Source organism: Limibacter armeniacum (assembly GCF_036880985.1).
GTDB classification, from domain to species: Bacteria; Bacteroidota; Bacteroidia; order Cytophagales; family Flammeovirgaceae; genus Limibacter; species Limibacter armeniacum.
The window spans coordinates 2,001,934-2,020,756 of record NZ_JBAJNO010000008.1; the positions used below are offsets into that span (position 1 = coordinate 2,001,934).

The following is an 18,823-nucleotide window of genomic DNA, read 5'->3' on the forward strand; positions in this document are numbered from 1 at the left end:
CTAATACAGGGGATTAAGCTAGTGAAGTGTGAATTTAATGAATATTTGTTCATTTATGTTTAATGCCATTATTCGTGGCTTTGATTGGCTTTAAAATGAAATAATTTGTTAGAATTTTATATTTTTACGATACGAAAATGTGTATTGGTCAAGTCGGCAATTTGAATACTTGAATAGATGTGAACAAGGTCGATTTATGTTATTCCTATTGAACTTTTGCACATTAACTATAAAAGATTGAGACCAGATTATATCATATTACTAACCAAATCAACACATGCAAACTATTGAACCTTACAAGCCTAAGAACAAGATTAGGGTGGTGACGGCGGCTTCTCTTTTTGATGGACATGATGCTGCCATCAATATTATGAGACGAATCATTCAGTCATCAGGAGGAGAGGTGATCCATTTGGGACACAACAGGTCTGTGAAGGAAATTGTAGACTGTGCCATTCAAGAGGATGCTCAGGCTATCGCTATTACCTCATATCAAGGTGGACACGTAGAGTTTTTCAAGTATATCCATGATATGCTAAAGGAAAATGGATGTGGCCATATCAAGATCTTCGGTGGTGGTGGAGGTACAATACTTCCAGATGAAATTGAGGAACTACACAATTATGGAATTACCCGAATTTACTCGCCAGATGACGGGCGTAGTATGGGACTGCAAGGTATGATCAATGATCTGCTGGAGCAGTGTGATTTCCCTACAGGTAAGCAAATCAATGGGGAAGTGAATGATATCGAAGCACGCTCAGCAAAGGACTTGGGAAGGTTGATCTCTGCAGCTGAAAACTATCCTGAAGAGATTGCAACATTCTTGGAAGAAATTCATGGTCAGGTTAAGCAGACCAAGATACCTGTACTAGGTATTACAGGAACAGGTGGTGCTGGAAAATCAAGCCTTGTGGATGAGTTTATCCGTAGGTTCTTGAATGATTTTCCAGATAAACGAATGGCAATTGTATCTGTTGACCCATCAAAAAGAAAAACAGGTGGTGCATTGCTAGGTGACCGAATCAGAATGAATGCAATCTCTGACGATCGTGTATATATGCGTTCGCTGGCGACAAGACAGTCTAATTTGGCACTATCCAAGCATGTACAGGAGACTGTTAACCTGTTAAGAGCTGCCAAGTTTGACTTGGTTATTCTAGAAACAAGTGGTATCGGGCAATCAGATACTGAAATTGTAGACCATTCAGATGTTTCATTGTACGTGATGACACCTGAGTATGGAGCAGCAACTCAGTTGGAAAAAATTGATATGCTGGACTATGCTGATATTATAGCAGTCAACAAGTTTGACAAACGAGGTGCAATGGATGCCTTAAGGGATGTGAAAAAACAGTATCAGCGAAACCATCAGCTTTGGACTGCCTCAGATGATGAGATTCCTGTTTATGGTACAATTGCTTCCCAGTTCAATGATCCAGGCATGAATAACCTGTACAGGTCAATTATAGATTTGTTGGACGAGCGAATGGAGCTTGGTTGGGAGTCACATATGAACAGGACTTCAGTTCTGTCAGAAAAGCATAGCATTATACCTCCAAGCAGAACAAGATACCTTTCGGAAATTACAGATACCATCAGGAGTTATGATAAGTGGGTTGAAGAGCAGGCTGTCATTGCTGATAAGCTTTATGGAATTCACTCCACAATGGAAACTCTGAAAGAGGCTGGAACAGAGGATGCATTACTTTCTCATTTGGAACAGACTTATGAAACCCTCAAAAGAAACTTCGATGGCAATAATGCCAAACTGATTGAAGATTGGGAGGCAAAGAAAGCAGCCTACAAGGCAGATGAGTTTGTTTATACTGTGAGAGGGAAAGAAATCAGGGTAAAAACGCATACAGAGACACTTTCACATACACAAGTACCAAAAGTGTCATTACCTAAGTATAAAAGCTGGGGTGATATTCTGACTTGGTCTTTGCAAGAAAATGTTCCTGGTCAATTCCCATATACAGCAGGTGTATTCCCATTCAAGAGACAAGGTGAAGACCCTACAAGAATGTTTGCTGGAGAAGGAAACCCTGAGCGTACCAACCGAAGGTTTCATTACCTATCCCATGGTCAGCCGGCAGCAAGACTTTCTACAGCTTTCGACTCTGTGACCTTATATGGAGAAAACCCTGATTACAGACCTGATATTTATGGTAAAATTGGTAATTCAGGAGTGAGTGTGGCTAGCTTGGATGATGCTAAGAAACTTTATTCTGGGTTTAACTTGGCAGAGCCAACTACTTCGGTTTCCATGACGATCAATGGTCCTGCAGCTGCTATGACAGCCTTCTTTATGAATGCTGCTATTGATCAGCAATGTGAGCTGTATATCAAAGAGAATGGACTGGAAAAAGAGGTTGAGTCAAAGATTGAGGCAATTTACAAGAAGAAAGGTGCCGAGAGACCTACTTATAGAGGGAACCTTCCTGAAGGTCATAATGGGCTAGGTTTGATGCTTCTTGGCGTAACGGGTGATCAGGTATTACCTGCGGATGTTTACGCCAAAATCAAAGCTTCGACGCTGTCAGCTGTAAGAGGAACAGTTCAGGCAGATATTCTAAAAGAAGATCAGGCCCAGAATACATGTATATTCTCGACAGAGTTCTCATTGAGACTCATGGGAGATATGCAGGAATACTTTATTAATCAAGGTATCCGTAATTTCTACTCAGTGTCAATATCAGGCTACCATATTGCAGAAGCAGGTGCAAACCCTATCACGCAGTTGGCTTTGACGTTGGCTAATGGCTTTACCTTTGTAGAGTATTACTTGAGCAGGGGTATGGATATAGACAAATTTGCACCTAATTTCTCTTTCTTCTTTTCAAATGGTGTCGATGCAGAGTATTCTGTAATTGGTAGGGTTGCCAGAAGGATTTGGGCAAAAGCCATGAAGCTGAAGTATGGCGCAAGTGAACGTTCTCAGATGCTGAAGTACCATATTCAGACATCAGGTAGGTCCCTTCACGCACAAGAGATAGAGTTCAATGATATTCGTACAACTTTACAGGCTTTGTATGCAATCTACGACAACTGTAACTCATTACATACAAATGCTTTTGACGAGGCGATTACAACCCCAACAGAATCATCTGTAAGGAGAGCTGTGGCAATTCAGCTGATTATTAACCGTGAGTTGGGTATGGCTAAAAATGAGAACCCAATGCAAGGCTCATTTATTCAGGAAGAATTGACGGACTTGGTAGAAGAAGCAGTTTTATTGGAGTTTGATAGAATCACAGAGCGAGGTGGCGTATTGGGTGCTATGGAAACCATGTATCAACGTACCAAGATTCAGGAAGAGTCAATGTATTATGAACATCAAAAACACTCAGGCAATATTCCTATTGTAGGTGTCAATACATTCCTTTCGAAAGAAGGCTCACCTACCATTATTCCTGATGAGGTAATTCGCTCAACTAAAGAAGAGAAAGACGGGCAGATTTCAACACTGGAAAGCTTACACAAGCGAAACCATGAAATCTGTGAAGAGAAGTTGCAAGAGTTGAAAGCAGCAGCCGTTAAAAACGAAAATACGTTTGAGGCTTTGATGAGTGCAGCAAAGGTTGCTTCACTAGGTCAGATCACGCAGGCGCTGTTTGAAGTAGGAGGACAGTACCGCCGAAACATGTAGTAATTATCTTCTGACTGAAAACAAAAAAGGTCTTCACGAAATATTGTGAAGACCTTTTTTGTTAGAAGAGTTAAAATTAACCGTTGTTGCCAGACTCTTTAGCGTGTCTTTGTTTTCTTACCTCTTCAAATTCATATTTTACTACGTCTCTGAAAGGACCTGCATAAGCATCTTTCAAGTGAGCTTCAGCCTTGTCAAACTCCCCATTATTCTTGTATGCCATACCTAAAACAAGGTTGAATGTCACCTTCATTTGTGGTGAGAATTTAGGGTTGTGGATGATTTTTGACATTTGCTCCAGCGCTTTGCCCATTATGTGACTTTGCATTTCAGCAGAGCCTCTCATAAATACAGTCTTGATGTCTCTTGCGTTGGCTGGGCGTAGGTTTTGATACTCTTCAATGTAAGAGATTGCCCCAGAGAAGTTAGACATGTCAAAGTTTAGCTTTGCAAGCTCCAACAGCCTTTTAGATCTATGCTCAGGATCTTTTTCGGCAGCCAATGCATTTTTGTATGCCTCAATTACTTTTGTCTTGTCAGCTTTGAGAGCCAGCAGTTGCTTTTTCAGTTCAAATGCTTTGGTCAGAGCAGGGTCAAGGCTCAAAGCAATTTCCAACACTTCCGACGTTCTACTGTAATCCATGATCTGGAAATAAGCTTCAGCCATTGAGAAGTGGTAGTTTGCAGTGAAGCTTTCCAATGTTGGTGCAACGCTGCTTGACGCAGTAAGCTCAAGTACTTCTTTTACTTTATCAAATTTTCTCAGTTTGTATAAAGCATAGGTGTATTGCTGGTAGTAAATCTCTGTACCAGAAACAGGCTTGATATCCTTAATAATAGATTCCATCAAGCTAAGTGCAGTATCAAATTCTTCCACTTCATTTCTGTACATTGCTTCGTAGTATGAAAGGTCAAATTTGTTACCTACCTGGCTTTTGGCATCTTCGATATGCTGGTACATCTCTCTAATGTTACGGGTCTGATCCAGTACATCAAGAATCTTCAGCTTGAACAGGTATTTTTGCTCTTTATCTTTAGTCGTTTTATAGGCTTTGTCATAATACTGGACAGACTGATATGAATCTTGTGACTGAGCATACAAGTCTCCCAATTGATCAAAAGCATCAGTGTAGTTATTGTCCTTTTCAACAGCTTTTTTCAATTCCTCGATAGCGGCATCAAACTTCGCATGTGAGTGAAAGATGGTCGCTTTCTTATAATTGAGTGTTGCATTGCTAGGATCAACCAAAATGGCATTGTCAAGCATTGCCATAGCGTCTTCAAAGCGGTTGTTTTCAAGCAGGAAGTCTGCTTTTTCGATAAACTCTTTTACTTTGTCAACTTCTTGACCGAATGCATTTGCACTACTTAGGAAAAAAAAGAAAATTAAAATTTTTGCAATATATCCTCTCATTGGGTTGATATTTTTAGCATTAACAACTTTTGTTACTCTTATCCAATACAGTTCCAAAAATATAAAAATACTGATAATCAGCTTTTACTTATTTTAAGCCTCGATATTACATTTCCACAATACAATACTAGCTCAAACCTTAAACGTAAAATGAAGAATATATTTTTCGATACTTCATTTATTATTAATGTTTTATTTATCGATACATGTCGATCTTTCAATATCAAAAAAGCAGCAAACCAAATTAAGGTGTGCTGCTTTTTTATTATATCTAGTACATGTACTGATTTTTATAACGTCTAGTACATGTTCTTAAAATCAGCCAAATCGCCTCTGATTCCATTCTTAGCAAGTCTCTCCTGGTAATTGACAGCGCCTTCCTTATTGATGAAGTTACCGACATATACCTGATATGTAATATCACCGCTGTACTGGTCAATCATAATGAATACATCTTCAAAACTTTTAGTCTGAATCTGTCTGCAATATTCCTGAGCAGCTTCCAAATCACCTACATCCGTCACATGGATTGACCATCTGTTCTTTTCTATTCTTACACCGTCAGGGTTGTATAAATAGCGGTACAGAGGATCAAATGAGATATATTCTGCGAAGTAAGGAGTAGGCTCAGCAGTTTCACCTTTCGAGTCTTTCAATCCGAAGAACCAGTAAGCCTGCAATACTTGGAAACGAGTTCCTTCAGGTTCTCCTTCTGCATACAGGTAATAAGTGTTACCACCATCTGTAAGCTGTTTTGGCATTGAACGTCCAAGAGTGTAGGCTGTGATCAGGTAGTGAGAATCATCATCAGGAGCACCTTCCTTTGGTTTAGGAGCAAAACGAAGGAAATCCAATTTACCATCGTTGTTGAATTCACCAAATGAATCAACACCCTGATAAATACTTGAGAAAGATGTCTGGAAAATTCTCTTGCTATTTGTGATGTCAAAAAGGTTGTAACATCTGTATTGACAGTTGTCACCAAGACAGTCTTCACGGAAAGAGATCAGCATCAGGTACTTTTTACCCAAATACTCAAATTCTTTTGCCTCAAGAACGTTACTGTAATTTTGTCGGATGGTTTTCTCAATACCACAGTAAAAATAAAACTCCTTCCCATTCAGTAAGATACCGGTAGGGTTGGGGTTGAAAATATTGTCGTACTGCGAACCGTTCACAAAAAAAATCTTGAATTCTACACTTGCATCACCATAAACGGTCATCGTAGTGTCTCCCGATTCTAGTGAAGTGGTAGGATAGAGTTCCTTCGTTATATTCACGCCCTCCTGCGAAAGTCTGTCTGGTGAATACCATTGACCTTCTTCAACTTGTGCATTTGCGGAGGTAGAAAAGAAAAATATTCCTAGAAAAAATATTAGTGATAGCGTTAGTACTTTATTCATACAACGGGCTTTCATCTGATTGCTTTTATTTATTACAGATAACAGTGAAACGTATTACTTTATTTTGTTGAGAATAGGTAATTCAAAGCTGTTGTAGTCATCACGCTGATAATCACACAAGTTAAATTGGTGATATAATTTATGCCTAAACTAATGCCAATGGGGAGAGACTGACTTTTCTAAGATAGTAGCAGCTGGGTTTTCCACATTTCTGGTTGTAGTTTTTAGCAATATTTTCAGATGTTACTCACTTTGAGTTTACATTCATTAAGCAAATTTACATATTTTAGCGATCTTTACGAGGATTTAGTTCTATAGTTAAATTTAAACTTGAAACATTCTATTTAGCTAAAAACAAGCCAAAGTGCAATGTGGACAAAATTTAGATTATTCTATTGTGTTGCGAATATAAACACACTTTAGATGGGATGTTATACGTTTAAGTATGTAAGATTCAATCTGAATATAGCCCTTAACTATTTAAAGTGTTCTTTTACAAAGGGTTGGCGAGGCTGCATTTAATCAATGAAAAATTGGTGCAAAAGTTGTTGCAGTTTTCGCTCTTGTCCAGCATAGGACTGGTTTTGAAAAAGAGAATTATCAATAAAACCAAGCAATTAAATATTAATGAGAAAGCTAAAACTAAAGATAGGATTAGTATTTGGTCTTTTAAGTTCTACTGCTACACTGTTTGCGCAAGGAGATTTCCCAGGAGCCAGAATCCGTTTTTCAGATGGTAAATATACAAATGAAAGACGAGTGAAATTAAAAGTTGCCGCAGAAGGAGCTACTGAAATGCGTATTGGTGAAGATTTGGTCTTCAGTGATGTGCGTTGGATGAAGTATACAGAAGAGGTGGTTTGGATGCTATCTGATGGAGAAGGGGAGAAGATTATGATGGCACAGTTTAAAGATGATTCTGGAAAACTGTCAGATGTAGTTACTTCAAAAATAACTTTAGATAATACGCCTCCATCAAACCCTTACATCAAGATTGATGTACCTGGTAAGTATTATACAAATAAAGAGAGCCTGACGGTTGGTATAATCCTTAAAGCCGATGGTGCAAAATTTTATGAGATCAGTAACCACAATGCTTTTCATGGTAAAAAGTGGCAACTCCTGAAGGATGAGTATGCAGAGTGGGATCTGGAGCCGGGTTTTGATGGACCGAGAACCGTTTATGTGAGATTTAGAGATGTAGCAGGGAATGTTTCATTGACAGCCCATGATGAAATATTGCTTGACCGTACACCTCCAATGGAAGGAACTGTAGAAATTAATGGTGGACAAAAATATACGATTGATCAGACAAAAGAGATTGTCGTCAAGATCATGTCACGTCATGTTGATTCAATGGCTGTAGCTCAATCCGAGGAGGCTTTGAAAACAGCGACATGGGAAGCATACAAGGACAACAAGACACTGACGTTGGAAGGAGAAGACGGAGAGAAATCAGTTTTTGTGAAATTTAAGGATATAGCTGGAAATGAAACTCGAGCATGTTCTGATAATATCATTTTGGATACAACACCTCCAACTGACCTAAAACTGGAAATCAACAATGGCGCTAAAGAGACAGATAATATTAATAAAGAAGTGTCTCTTTCATTAGGTGGTGTAGATGTGGCTTATATGATTGTGAGTAATCATCCTTCATTCAGTGATGCTACATGGCGTAGGTTCCAGACAAAACTTGAAAACTGGAAACTAAGTGGGGAAACGGATGGTATTAAGACCGTTTATGCGAAGTTTAAGGATGAAGCAGGTAATATCTCAAGCCCAATCAGAGCGACTATTTCTTTGAAGAGAGGATTTTAATTAGAGAATTACTTTAATATATCAGAAGGAGCAGCAATCGTAAAAGAAGGCTGCTCCTTTTCTTTTTTATTCTTGATTAGTGGCAAAGATCATTTCTTGTTTGACTATCCAGTGCTAGATTATAATTCTGAAATTTTTTGAGTACTGATAAATATGAAATTCTATGAGAATCAGAAAAGCCTATAGTTTTGATGATGTATTGATTGTGCCAAAGTACAATACAATTAGATCAAGAAGAGATGTGAATTTCCAAACAAAAGTGACAAAGAATCACTCAATTGGAATTCCTATACTGATAGCCAATATGGATACAGTTTGTGAAAGCAAGATGGCCATAGCAGTAGGTAAGTTAGGAGGTTTAGGAGTGATTCACCGTTTCCTGACGATTGAGGAGCAGGCTTCAGAGATACGGGCAGTAAAGGATGAAGGCTTGATCAGTGCGGCTGCACTGGGCGTTAAAGATTATGAAGAACGATTGGAGGCTTTAGTGGAGGCAGGGTTGGATATAGTAGTACTGGATATTGCTCATGGTCACTCAATTATGGCAAAGGAAACATTGGACTATGTAAAGAAACACTTTCCAAAGGTAGACGTCTTGGTTGGAAATATTGCAAGCAGGGATGCTGCCCAAGAGTTTGCAGATTGGGGAGCGGATGGACTCAAAGTAGGAGTAGGTCCAGGTTCTATGTGTACGACAAGAATTATGACAGGCTGTGGAGTGCCTCAGCTTACAGCAATTGACGATGCCTTCCAAGGGGCAGGTGGATTGCCTATCTGTGCAGATGGAGGAATCAAGCAGCCAGGGGATATTGTCAAAGCTATTGGCGCAGGAGCTGATAATGTAATGGTAGGCTCTATAGTAAGTGGTACAGATGAAGCTCCGGGGGAGTTGATAGTGGCAAACGGTAAGAAGTTTAAAACCTATAGGGGGATGGCAAGCTTCGATGCTGCTGTCAGCAAAATGAAAAAAGACAAGCAGCAAGTAACTGAAGTAATCAGTGTGGAAGGCGAGAAAACATTGGTGGAGTATAAAGGGCCAGTGGAACCTATTCTAAAGCGTTACTTAGGAGGTTTAGCTTCAGGTATGACTTACAATGGAGCTACCACGATAGCTGAGCTTAAGGCGAATGTTGAGTTTGTGGAAATGTCAACACTTGGCTTGAAGGAAAGTATAGCTCACGGCAAAAGAGATTGAACAAAAAAAGGAAGTTTCAGAAATGGGGCTTCCTTTTTTTATGAATTTGTCACGTAAGGCAGAGGAGAGCAATCTTTATATTGTATAATATCCAATCATCTAATTTGAAAAGGAGGTAAATCCCAATTAAACCTCAGGTTTCGCCCGAAACCATATTTCATGTTCAACCAAACTTAAAAGCTATGAATACGCTCAAGGCTGATACGCCAGTAGAAGAGGTGGCAAGCTCACTTACTCACGGTCTAGGTGCTGTATTGAGTATTGTTGGACTTTTCGCGCTTATCTGGCGAGACGAAACACCCCTTCCTGCACTTCATGTGACCAGTTACACAGTATTTGGAGGTAGCATGGTAGTCCTTTATTTGGCTTCTACATTATACCATGCTTTTTTTAGGAACAAGCGCCTCTATCGAATTTTTCAGCTGATAGACCATTCAGCTATTTATGTACTAATAGCAGGAACCTATACGCCATTTACATTAATCACCATAAAAGGTTCATCAGGAATCTGGATGTTTGTGATTATTTGGCTGATGGCCATTTCAGGAGTGATCTTTAAATTCTTTTTTATTGGAAAGTACAAACGCTTGTCACTGCTGTTTTACCTGATTATGGGTTGGGTAGGAGCATTCTTTTACCGTGACCTGCTAAATGAGTTGAAAGAAGATGGGTTCAACCTTCTTTTATTGGGAGGTTTGAGTTACAGTATCGGTGTTGTGTTTTATATATGGAACAAGCTTCCGTTTAATCATGCTATCTGGCACTTATTTGTAATGGGTGGGAGTGCATTTTTGTATTTTTGTATCTATCATTATGTGCGATGAGATATTTTATAAAAAAATAATAAACTGAAGTTCAGTGATTAAAGTGTTAGGGGATGTCTAATTGTAAGAAATAGTTGGACTCCCTTATTTTTTTATGCTATATTTGCATTGCAAGTCAGTACGATCAGCTCCTACGAATCCCCCAGGTGCGGAAGCAAGCAAGGGTAAGTGGTTGAGCGGTGCGTTACTGGCTTGTTTTTTTATGCCCTATTCTCTCTTTTCCCTTCCTACAATTCTTTAGATTTCATTATATATTTTCTAGAATAAGTATATTTTTGTATCAAGTGGAGAGTATTTTACTCTAGCCAAACAACATACTTTGAATATGCAGATAGTGATCGGTAGAAATAGTGCGAAATGCCCTTACGACTATCATCCACTGTAAAAATGAAAACTAAACAATACACATGAAATTCTTTATTGACACAGCAAACCTGAGGATATCAAGGAAGCACATGCCTTAGGTGTTTTGGATGGGGTTACAACTAACCCGTCATTGATGGCAAAAGAAGGGATTAGCGGCAAAGCTAATGTAATGGCACATTATAAGGCTATTTGTGAGATCGTGGATGGTGATGTTAGTGCAGAGGTAATTGCAACTGACTATGAGAACATCATTAAGGAAGGAGAAGAGTTGGCTGCTATTGACTCTAAGATTGTCGTGAAAGTCCCTATGATCAAGGATGGGGTAAAGGCAATCAAGTATTTCTCTGACAAAGGCATTAGAACGAACTGTACATTGGTGTTTTCAGTAGGTCAAGCTATTTTGGCTGCAAAGGCAGGTGCTTCATACGTATCTCCATTTATTGGCAGGTTGGATGACATTTCTACAGATGGTATGCAATTAATCGAAGATATCGTAACAGTTTATGATAACTTTGGTTTTGGTACTGAGGTATTGGCTGCATCTGTGAGACATACAATGCACTTGGTAGATGCCGCTAAAGTAGGTGCTGATGTAGTGACATGTCCATTGGGAGTGATCACAGGTCTGTTAAAGCACCCTTTGACAGATATCGGTTTAGCACAATTCTTGGCTGATGCCAAAAAGATGGAAGAGCAAGAAACTGTTTAATTCAGTTTTGAACTATAGCATTACAACAGAGCCTCACCTGATTCAAGGGTGAGGCTTTTTGATTTGAAAAAGTTATATTCTATAAAAATAGTTCAATATCATGCTACCGATTTTATAAATTTGAGACGCAAAATATATTTTACTGTAAAATAGGAGAAAATGTATATCATCAAGGTAAAGGGGAAAGCCAAAATTCCAGATTACATTCAACTGAGAGATGAGAATTTTGTATTGATCGCTTATTTCAGGGCAGACAGACCTTTAAGTAAAATGGAAAAGTATGGTCTAGGAGGTAAGGAAGATGAATTGAAAAAAATCATTGAAAATTTACCATTTGGTAGATTACAAAAATTGGAAATCTGATATTATTTGATTTCGTACTACAACCCAACCTTATTTATATGAAAAACATTGTAGTTAGCTTTAGAGATGTAGATATAGAACAGGAAGATAATGTTGTCATGAAAGGCATCAATATCGATGTGGCAGAAGGGGAGTTTCTTTACCTGATTGGTAAGACAGGCAGTGGGAAGTCTTCTATACTTAAAACTATGTATGCAGATCTTGAGCCTAAATCAGGTACTGTTAAGGTAGTTGGGTACAATGTAAGGACAATCAAAAGAAAAGAGATTGCTCAACTGAGACGTAAACTGGGGATTGTTTTTCAGGACTTTGAGTTGTTGACTGACCGTACTGTAAAGGATAACCTGATATTTGTCATGGAAGCCACTGGCTGGAAAAGTGCAGGTGCCATGGAACGAAAAGTCTATGAGTTATTGGAGAGAGTAGGGTTAGAAGGTTCTGGAAATAAATACCCTCATCAGCTTTCTGGTGGTGAACAGCAACGTTTGACAATTGCTAGGGCATTAGTCAATGACCCACTTGTACTGTTAGCCGATGAGCCTACGGGAAACCTTGATCCAGCAGTCGCGCAAGATATATTGAAGCTATTTGTTGAAATCAATCAGCAAGGGACAGCAGTTATTATGGCAACGCATTATCACAGCTTTTTGAAGCAATATCCGGCCAGGGTGATTTATTGTGAGGATGGAAATCTAAAAGACCTGACACGAAACCAAATTCTCCAAAGGTTGAATATTGGAGAAAGTGGAGATTAATGATGATGACCAGCTTTAGACTTTAATAGCAGAAACTATGGGAAACAAACAAGAAAAAGAAACTAGCAAGCTCTCGGCTATGTTAACGGCAAAGTGCCCTTATTGCCGTTCAGAGAAAATGTTCAAATATCCTGCATACTCTACAAAATTTAACCAGATGCATAAAAACTGCCCGAAATGTGGTGGTAACCTCTCTCCTGAGCCTGGATTTTATTTTGGAGCGAGTTATGTAAGTTATGGGGTCAATGTAGCAATCATGATAGCATTTTTTGTTGCAACATATGTGCTATATGACCCAAAAGAGGTTTGGGTATATTTTCTGGTGATTTTTCCACCAATTTTCATTCTGTTGCCTGTCAACTTCAGAATTTCACGTTCTATTTATCTCCATTTGTTTGGAGGTGTTGATTATGATCCTGATTTGGCTAAGCAGAACCCAACGTCAAATGAAAATAAAGCATAATGCAAAAAAAATCCCGGCAGTTAATACTGCCGGGTTTATCACCTTTTGAAATGTGTAGTTGTAGTCTTAAAGTGGAGCTTATTCACCTATTAAGATAAATAAACCGAGAACTCTTGTCATTACATGGATGGGATGGGAATTGTCTATTACATCCATGATTTAGACCACAGTCGTATATTTCAAAGAAATTTGGTTTGTCCTTTTGAATTCTCAACAACTGTAAATTCATTTTAGTTTTCTTCCTGAAGGATTTGTAATTATTATTTAGTTGCCTTTCTGATTTTTCCCCTCCAAAAATAGAATTCCTGCTGTTGTTAAACCTTTATTTAGGTTGGTTAGTAGACTTTTATAGGATTGCTAATTGAATTATATAAAGATACTTATTTCAAAATTTTATATGTGTCTATGTTTTTATCAGATTTCTAGATGTAATAAATATTTGATAGAGGCATGGAAAGAAAATATTTGTATCTTATAACTAAGAGTTATTACCAATGTAGTAATTATGTATTGACTGACTTGATTTTAACCTCTTGTTATCAAAAATATTCAATTATCGGTTGCAGCGTATTGGTTACCTGCCATTTGAAGAATTGACACGCCTATGAAAAGCTAACCAACAGAAACCAGCTATATGATTTAACCACCATTTTCAAAAGATTGACCACTATGGATAATGAAATGTGGACTTTTGTAGATGGGTATGAGGTTATTATGAGCATAAGCAGCAGTATGATTTTGGCTGCTGGTGTTTATAAAAATTTCCTCCGGCGAAAAAACAGTACAAATGTAAGTACTGAAATTAAAAGCATCACCGCCTCCCATCAGAAAGCAAATGCAGTTGCCAATGATCAGAAACTTACCAAACAACCATCAAAAAACTCAGATACTTTGAATGCCTATGTAAAAACCATCGACGCTACCACTAATATTATTGTACTTAATAAGGAAGGTGAAATACTGTATGCAAATAAGCTGTTCTGCCAGTGGCTAGGTATTGCACAAACCAAGATAACAGGGAAGAAGTTGTCAGCTATTGTTCAGTTTGACATTAAAGTTGACTTGATAGCTAAAAATAGCGGTAGCTCAAAGATAGAACTGCCCTTTACTACCATGCATAATGCCGTTAAATGGGGAGATGTGACATTTTCAGATGTTACATTGGAATCTGGTGAAGAAGAGGTCTTATGTATTGTACATGATATAACAGAAAGAAAAGTCAAAGAAGAACAGTTGAATCTAAAGTTTGAGGAGTTAAGGAAACAGAAGGAATACCTTTCTTCCTCTAATTCGACGAAAGATAAGTTCTTCTCAATCATGGCACACGATGTGAAAGGTCCTTTAAACTCACTACTTTCTTTTACAGACCTAATAGCCATGCACGTGGATAAACTTTCAAGAAATGAAATACAGGAAATGGCAGGGCAACTCAAGATGTCTGTAGATGGACTGTATAAGTTACTTGAGAACCTATTGGAATGGTCCCGTTCACAGACAGGTGATATTCCATTGTTTTTTGAGCACCTACCAGTTTCAAGTTTACTTACCAAGACACTCAATTTGGTTGAAAGTATAAGGGAAAATAAACAGATAGAAATTGAGTTAAAGGTATCTGGTAACGTCACCATTTTTGCTGATGAGAATTCAATTTACTCCGTTCTTCGCAATTTGATAGGCAATGCACTAAAGTTTACCTATAAGAAAGGGAAAATTGTTATAGAAGCCATTGAGTTGGATAATGTTGTGCATTTAGCGATTCATGACAATGGGGTAGGGATGTCAAAAGAGGTGATGGATTGGGTTTTCCGGCTTGATAAAAAGTATACAACACCGGGTACTGCAAAAGAAGCGGGTACAGGTATGGGACTGGTATTATGTAAAGAATTTGTCGAAAAAAATAATGGGAAAATCTGGGTTAAGAGTAAGCAAGGTAAAGGATCTACTTTTTGGGTAGAGTTACCAAAAGGTGATTTCAACCTTGTTAAAAAATCAGTAGCCACTTACTAACTATATATACAATAAAAAGCGCTTCTTTTACTCAAAGAAGCGCTTCTCTTTTAAATAGTTTATACTTAAACAGAACTTGCTGAATGATCTTTTGCTTCTGCGATTGGAGATTTTTTGAACTCAACGATAAAGGACGCGCCCTCACCATGAGTGCTTTCACACCAAACTTTGGCTCCTAACTCTTCTGCTAGCTTTTTAACAATTGACAGCCCTAAACCAGTTGAGTGTTCGCCTGCAGTAGGGCGTGCAGAAAGCTTTTGAAATTTACCAAACAACTTTGATTTATCCTCTTCGCTTAGGCCCGGACCTTCGTCTTTAACCGTTGCCTGTAAGCTGCCTTTTTCTTCTTTTAGCGTGAGGTGAACCCCTTTCCCTTCTGGAGAGAACTTGATTGCATTTGAAATCAGGTTCTGGAAAATCTGAGTGAAGTAGTTTTCATCAACCATGGCAAAAGAATCGTCCTTGTCAATATCGGTTGTGATTTTGATCTGCTTCTTTTCTGCTGAAAGGGCAAACCTGTCTGCCACATCTGTCAATAGTTCGCCAAGATTCATATGAGATAGCACCATATTTGATTTCTTGGCTTCAATTGCATTCAAGTCAAGAATTTGCATGATCATGTTTTGCTGTCTCTTGATTGAGCTGGTGATGTGCTCTATGTATTCTCTTTGCTCGTCATTCAGGTTTTCATCGTCCATCTTGATAAGTTCAACTAAACCTTCTATCTGGTTGAGTGGACTTTTCAAATCGTGAGCGACAATGCCAATCAAATGATTTTTTTCACTGTCAAGCTCCATCAACTCTTCATTTTGTTTCTGAAGGACGATTTGCTTTCTCTTAAGTGACTTCCTGCTGTTTTCAAGCTCTTCTTTTTGCTGAAGGAGCTGTTCTTTTTGTGCCTGAAGTTCTTTGGTGCGCTCTGCTACTTTTATTTCAAGCATCTTGGCGTCTTCTTCCAACTGGGAGTAGGCAGCCTTTAGATTCGTGAAAAGTTTCTTGTTTTCCTTCTTTAGTTCAAATGCTTCAATTGCATTATCCAAAGTGACTTTCAGTTCATCACGATCCCAAGGTTTGGTAATATACCTGTAGACTTCTCCTTTACTGATTGCATTGATGATGTCCTGAACATCACTGTAACCAGTCAGAACAATTCTCATAATATCAGGGTAGAGTTCTCTTACTTGTTCAAAGAGTTCTACACCCGTCATTTTCGGCATTCTTTGGTCCGATATGATTACACTTACTTTTTGGTGATTGTCTGTTAGTATTTCAAGTGCTTCATGCCCACTGTTTGCAGTCAGGACATTGTAGACTTTTCGGAACCCTGCTCTAAAGGATACAAGGTTCTGCTGTTCATCATCTACGTATAGGACAGTTGGTTTCTCTTTCGGCGTTGATTCTGTATTCATGGTGTTCCCAACGTTGTTTAGGAAGAGGTGCATTCCCTTCCAATTCAATTAAGTGCAATATTCCTGTTACGAATCACAGATTCTGTTTTTCGTTGAGGTGATGCGGTAAGTTAGTTGTCATATTTCATCAGTATTACAAAAATACTGTATAATCTATAAACTGAAAATATAAAGTATAAGATGCTTTAATCTAATGATTAACTGATTGAATATCTGATATTTTAGGCAGGTTAGAGACTTTTGATGCTTCCATTCTTTTGCTAGAAGGTGTCAAGCCTTGGATACACATTGATTGAAGTTGCTCCAAAGTGCCTCGGAAGACATTTAAATCTACAGAACCTGTAATTCCATTAACAGAACCGCTGTCTGTATGTTGCCAAAACATCCAGTTTTCTTTTCTATTGGAAAGCTTAGGTGGTATTATTTTGTTATAGGCAGCAATCCATATTGGATATTCCACAAAGTTACCTTGTAGGTAATCCTGATAAAAAGACACATTGGTGTATAGGATTGGTTTGATTTGGTAGTGACTTTCGATCAATTCAACCCATTCTTTTACAGCTTTTCTGAAAATTTTGGGAGGAATACCATCCAATGTCTCCAGATCAAGGACTGGAGGTAAGTCACCTTCTTCAAGCTTTACATTTTCAATGTATTTTTTTGCTTGTATATGCGGCTTCACTGTTGGTCTGAAAAAATGATAAGCCCCTCTGATAATACCAGCCTCAGATGCTTGTGCCCAATTGTGGTGAAATTTTGAATCCTGAATGCTGATACCCTCTGTAGCCTTGATAAAACAAAATACTATTTCATCCTGACTAACCTTACTCCAATCAATTTGTTCTTGGTAGTACGAAACATCGATGCCATGAATTTGAAAACCAAACTTCTTTTGGTTAATCATTTTGTATAAAAGAAAGGCGCATAAAAATGCCATACAGCATCTGAAAGCTGTCTTTATTCTCATTGATTTTAATTACGTCTGCTAATGTTAAAATGATAGTCAGCGCGAAATAAATATTTTTTATTTAGTTTTCATTTTTGAAATAGAAAAAAACCGGATAGTTTTTTTGAAAAACTACCCGGTTAGAGTTTTGTATACTATCTTTTTTGTTTGATTTTTTTCATTGTCTTATAAAGCTTTCCTTGCTTTTTGTCCTTTTTTCGTTTTTCAAAATTGTTCATTGAGAACCTTTCTGCTTCCCGCTTTAATTTTATGTAGCTTTCATATCTATGTTTAGAGATGGAGCCATCTTCTAGTGCTTCTTTGACAGCACATCCAGGTTCATGGATATGCGTACATTGCTGAAACCTACAGGATGAAGCTAAGGCTGAAAGTTCATGGAAACTTTCCTCAATTCCATTTTCATCTGCCGTAATGCCAAACTCTCGCATGCCGGGAGTGTCCATTAGGATACCTCCTTCAGGCAAGAGTATGAGCTCTCTTGAGACAGTCGTATGTCTCCCTTTGTTGTCATAATGGCTTACATGACCTGTCTTAAGAGCGTTCTTCTGAGTTAACGTATTGATAAGCGTAGATTTCCCAACTCCTGACGAACCTACAAAGCCAATAGTCTCACCCGTATTAATTAGCAGTTTGATTTTTTCAATTCCTATGCTTGTAACTGTACTTACAGGGATGACGGTTGTTTTCTGAATGATCTCCTTTATTTGGTTGAGGTACCCATCCAGATTTTGGCATAGGTCAGCTTTACTCAAAATGATCACAGGTGTAATGCCGCTTGAGATTGCTTGAGCCAAGTAACGTTCCAACCGTCTCGGGTTAAAGTTTTCATTGAGGCTTTGTACAATGAATATTTTATCCAAGTTGGTTCCCAAAACATGCTCTTGACCGTGACTACTTACGGATTTACGGGAGAAAACAGTTTTTCGCTCCAGTACTTCGTGAATAAATACTGTGTCATTGTCAAACACTGTACAGTGTACCCAATCACCCGTTTTTGGCAGTTCTGTAGTTGAGTCACTGCAGAATAGGAGTTTGCCCGTAATCTGAGCGTTAAATGTTCCTTTTGAGGGAATGACGATTGTATAATTATTTTTGTGCTCTGATATGACTCTAGCGATATCAAATGAAAGATTTCTTTGCGCTTCAAAAAAGGCATTCCAGCCTAATGATTCTTTAGATGGATTTTCCAATGCTTTAAGAATTTTGGTGAGCCAACACAATGTCTGTTGGCGGAAAATAGGGTAATATGATTCAGGGCAGGTCTTGAATAAGGCCTGCAAAAGGTAGGAGTGTCACTTTATCCGGCTTTGTTAAGAAGCAGGGATAAAGTGCCTTAAGCTATTGGAAGAGTGATATGTAGTACTGATTTTGTCATACAATGTAAAATTAACTCCAAAAAATAGGATTGCAAAATTTATAGATAAGATCAACGTGAAATGTATGAGAGAGAAAGGATTTTGCGTAGATTTGATTTT

At 38.3% G+C, this 18,823-nt stretch carries 13 protein-coding genes, 1 other RNA gene and 1 pseudogene; 10 read left to right on the plus strand and 5 right to left on the minus strand.

All coding sequences use genetic code 11. The annotated features are described in order from the left end of the window. Window positions 1–277 precede the first annotated feature (277 nt). Window positions 278–3,652 (plus strand): methylmalonyl-CoA mutase family protein, encoded by a 3,375-nt coding sequence (locus V6R21_RS14160; protein WP_334244279.1) that lies wholly within the window; start codon window positions 278–280, stop codon window positions 3,650–3,652. A 76-nt stretch (window positions 3,653–3,728) separates the two neighbouring features. On the opposite strand, the gene V6R21_RS14165 is transcribed toward V6R21_RS14160, so the two are convergent. Both V6R21_RS14165 and V6R21_RS14170 read right to left on the minus strand, forming a co-directional pair. Beyond that, window positions 3,729–5,066, minus strand: a complete 1,338-nt coding sequence (locus V6R21_RS14165) for a tetratricopeptide repeat protein (RefSeq protein WP_334244280.1) — start codon at window positions 5,064–5,066, stop codon at window positions 3,729–3,731. Window positions 5,067–5,365: 299 nt separating this feature from the next. After that, on the minus strand, window positions 5,366–6,469 hold the full coding sequence (locus tag V6R21_RS14170; RefSeq protein WP_334244281.1) for an SPOR domain-containing protein: 1,104 nt from the start codon (window positions 6,467–6,469) through the stop codon (window positions 5,366–5,368). A gap of 627 nt (window positions 6,470–7,096) precedes the next feature. Between V6R21_RS14170 and V6R21_RS14175 the strand changes: the two genes are divergently transcribed. The 9 genes and pseudogenes from V6R21_RS14175 to V6R21_RS14215 all read left to right on the plus strand — a co-directional run bounded on the left by V6R21_RS14175 (window position 7,097) and on the right by V6R21_RS14215 (window position 14,972). Further along, on the plus strand, window positions 7,097–8,290 hold the full coding sequence (locus V6R21_RS14175; RefSeq protein ID WP_334244282.1) for a hypothetical protein: 1,194 nt from the start codon (window positions 7,097–7,099) through the stop codon (window positions 8,288–8,290). Between the two features lie 163 nt (window positions 8,291–8,453). Next, on the plus strand, window positions 8,454–9,485 hold the full coding sequence (locus V6R21_RS14180) for a guanosine monophosphate reductase (protein WP_334244283.1): 1,032 nt from the start codon (window positions 8,454–8,456) through the stop codon (window positions 9,483–9,485). Between the two features lie 182 nt (window positions 9,486–9,667). After that, complete coding sequence (trhA, locus tag V6R21_RS14185; protein ID WP_334244284.1) at window positions 9,668–10,309, plus strand: PAQR family membrane homeostasis protein TrhA; 642 nt, start codon at window positions 9,668–9,670, stop codon at window positions 10,307–10,309. A gap of 108 nt (window positions 10,310–10,417) precedes the next feature. Further along, window positions 10,418–10,510: signal recognition particle sRNA small type (ffs, locus tag V6R21_RS14190), an RNA gene on the plus strand. Between the two features lie 206 nt (window positions 10,511–10,716). Beyond that, a pseudogene (gene fsa / locus V6R21_RS14195) lies at window positions 10,717–11,384 on the plus strand (fructose-6-phosphate aldolase). 159 nt (window positions 11,385–11,543) lie between these two features. Continuing rightward, complete coding sequence (locus tag V6R21_RS14200; protein WP_334244285.1) at window positions 11,544–11,747, plus strand: fructose-6-phosphate aldolase; 204 nt, start codon at window positions 11,544–11,546, stop codon at window positions 11,745–11,747. A gap of 38 nt (window positions 11,748–11,785) precedes the next feature. After that, entirely contained in the window at window positions 11,786–12,502 is a 717-nt protein-coding gene (locus V6R21_RS14205; RefSeq protein ID WP_334244286.1) for a cell division ATP-binding protein FtsE, read from the plus strand. 157 nt (window positions 12,503–12,659) lie between these two features. Continuing rightward, window positions 12,660–12,965, plus strand: a complete 306-nt coding sequence (locus V6R21_RS14210; protein WP_334244287.1) for a DUF983 domain-containing protein — start codon at window positions 12,660–12,662, stop codon at window positions 12,963–12,965. A gap of 669 nt (window positions 12,966–13,634) precedes the next feature. Beyond that, window positions 13,635–14,972: a PAS domain-containing sensor histidine kinase gene (locus V6R21_RS14215; protein ID WP_334244288.1), complete on the plus strand. Its 1,338-nt coding sequence runs from the start codon at window positions 13,635–13,637 to the stop codon at window positions 14,970–14,972. Window positions 14,973–15,037: 65 nt separating this feature from the next. Here the strand turns inward: V6R21_RS14215 and V6R21_RS14220 are convergent, their stop codons facing one another. The 3 genes from V6R21_RS14220 to rsgA form a co-directional block, all read right to left on the minus strand. After that, window positions 15,038–16,381, minus strand: coding sequence for a hybrid sensor histidine kinase/response regulator (locus V6R21_RS14220; RefSeq protein WP_334244289.1), 1,344 nt, complete (start codon window positions 16,379–16,381; stop codon window positions 15,038–15,040). Between the two features lie 190 nt (window positions 16,382–16,571). Continuing rightward, window positions 16,572–17,285 carry a glycoside hydrolase family 25 protein gene (locus V6R21_RS14225; protein ID WP_334244290.1) on the minus strand — a complete coding sequence of 238 codons (714 nt, stop codon included), beginning with the start codon at window positions 17,283–17,285 and terminating at the stop codon, window positions 16,572–16,574. A 197-nt stretch (window positions 17,286–17,482) separates the two neighbouring features. Beyond that, the gene (gene rsgA / locus V6R21_RS14230) at window positions 17,483–18,538 is read right to left on the minus strand and encodes a ribosome small subunit-dependent GTPase A (protein WP_334244291.1); all 1,056 of its coding nucleotides are present in this window, start codon (window positions 18,536–18,538) and stop codon (window positions 17,483–17,485) included. Between the last annotated feature and the right edge of the window lie 285 nt (window positions 18,539–18,823).

Bases quoted from the DNA above. Each gene is read 5' to 3' on its own strand.
- V6R21_RS14160 (WP_334244279.1), top strand. From the start codon at position 278: ATGCAAACTATTGAACCTTACAAGCCTAAGAACAAGATTAGGGTGGTG.
- V6R21_RS14165 (WP_334244280.1), bottom strand. From the start codon at position 5,066: ATGAGAGGATATATTGCAAAAATTTTAATTTTCTTTTTTTTCCTAAGT.
- V6R21_RS14170 (WP_334244281.1), bottom strand. From the start codon at position 6,469: ATGAATAAAGTACTAACGCTATCACTAATATTTTTTCTAGGAATATTT.
- V6R21_RS14175 (WP_334244282.1), top strand. From the start codon at position 7,097: ATGAGAAAGCTAAAACTAAAGATAGGATTAGTATTTGGTCTTTTAAGT.
- V6R21_RS14180 (WP_334244283.1), top strand. From the start codon at position 8,454: ATGAGAATCAGAAAAGCCTATAGTTTTGATGATGTATTGATTGTGCCA.
- trhA (WP_334244284.1), top strand. From the start codon at position 9,668: ATGAATACGCTCAAGGCTGATACGCCAGTAGAAGAGGTGGCAAGCTCA.
- V6R21_RS14200 (WP_334244285.1), top strand. From the start codon at position 11,544: ATGTATATCATCAAGGTAAAGGGGAAAGCCAAAATTCCAGATTACATT.
- V6R21_RS14205 (WP_334244286.1), top strand. From the start codon at position 11,786: ATGAAAAACATTGTAGTTAGCTTTAGAGATGTAGATATAGAACAGGAA.
- V6R21_RS14210 (WP_334244287.1), top strand. From the start codon at position 12,660: ATGCATAAAAACTGCCCGAAATGTGGTGGTAACCTCTCTCCTGAGCCT.
- V6R21_RS14215 (WP_334244288.1), top strand. From the start codon at position 13,635: ATGGATAATGAAATGTGGACTTTTGTAGATGGGTATGAGGTTATTATG.
- V6R21_RS14220 (WP_334244289.1), bottom strand. From the start codon at position 16,381: ATGAATACAGAATCAACGCCGAAAGAGAAACCAACTGTCCTATACGTA.
- V6R21_RS14225 (WP_334244290.1), bottom strand. From the start codon at position 17,285: ATGATTAACCAAAAGAAGTTTGGTTTTCAAATTCATGGCATCGATGTT.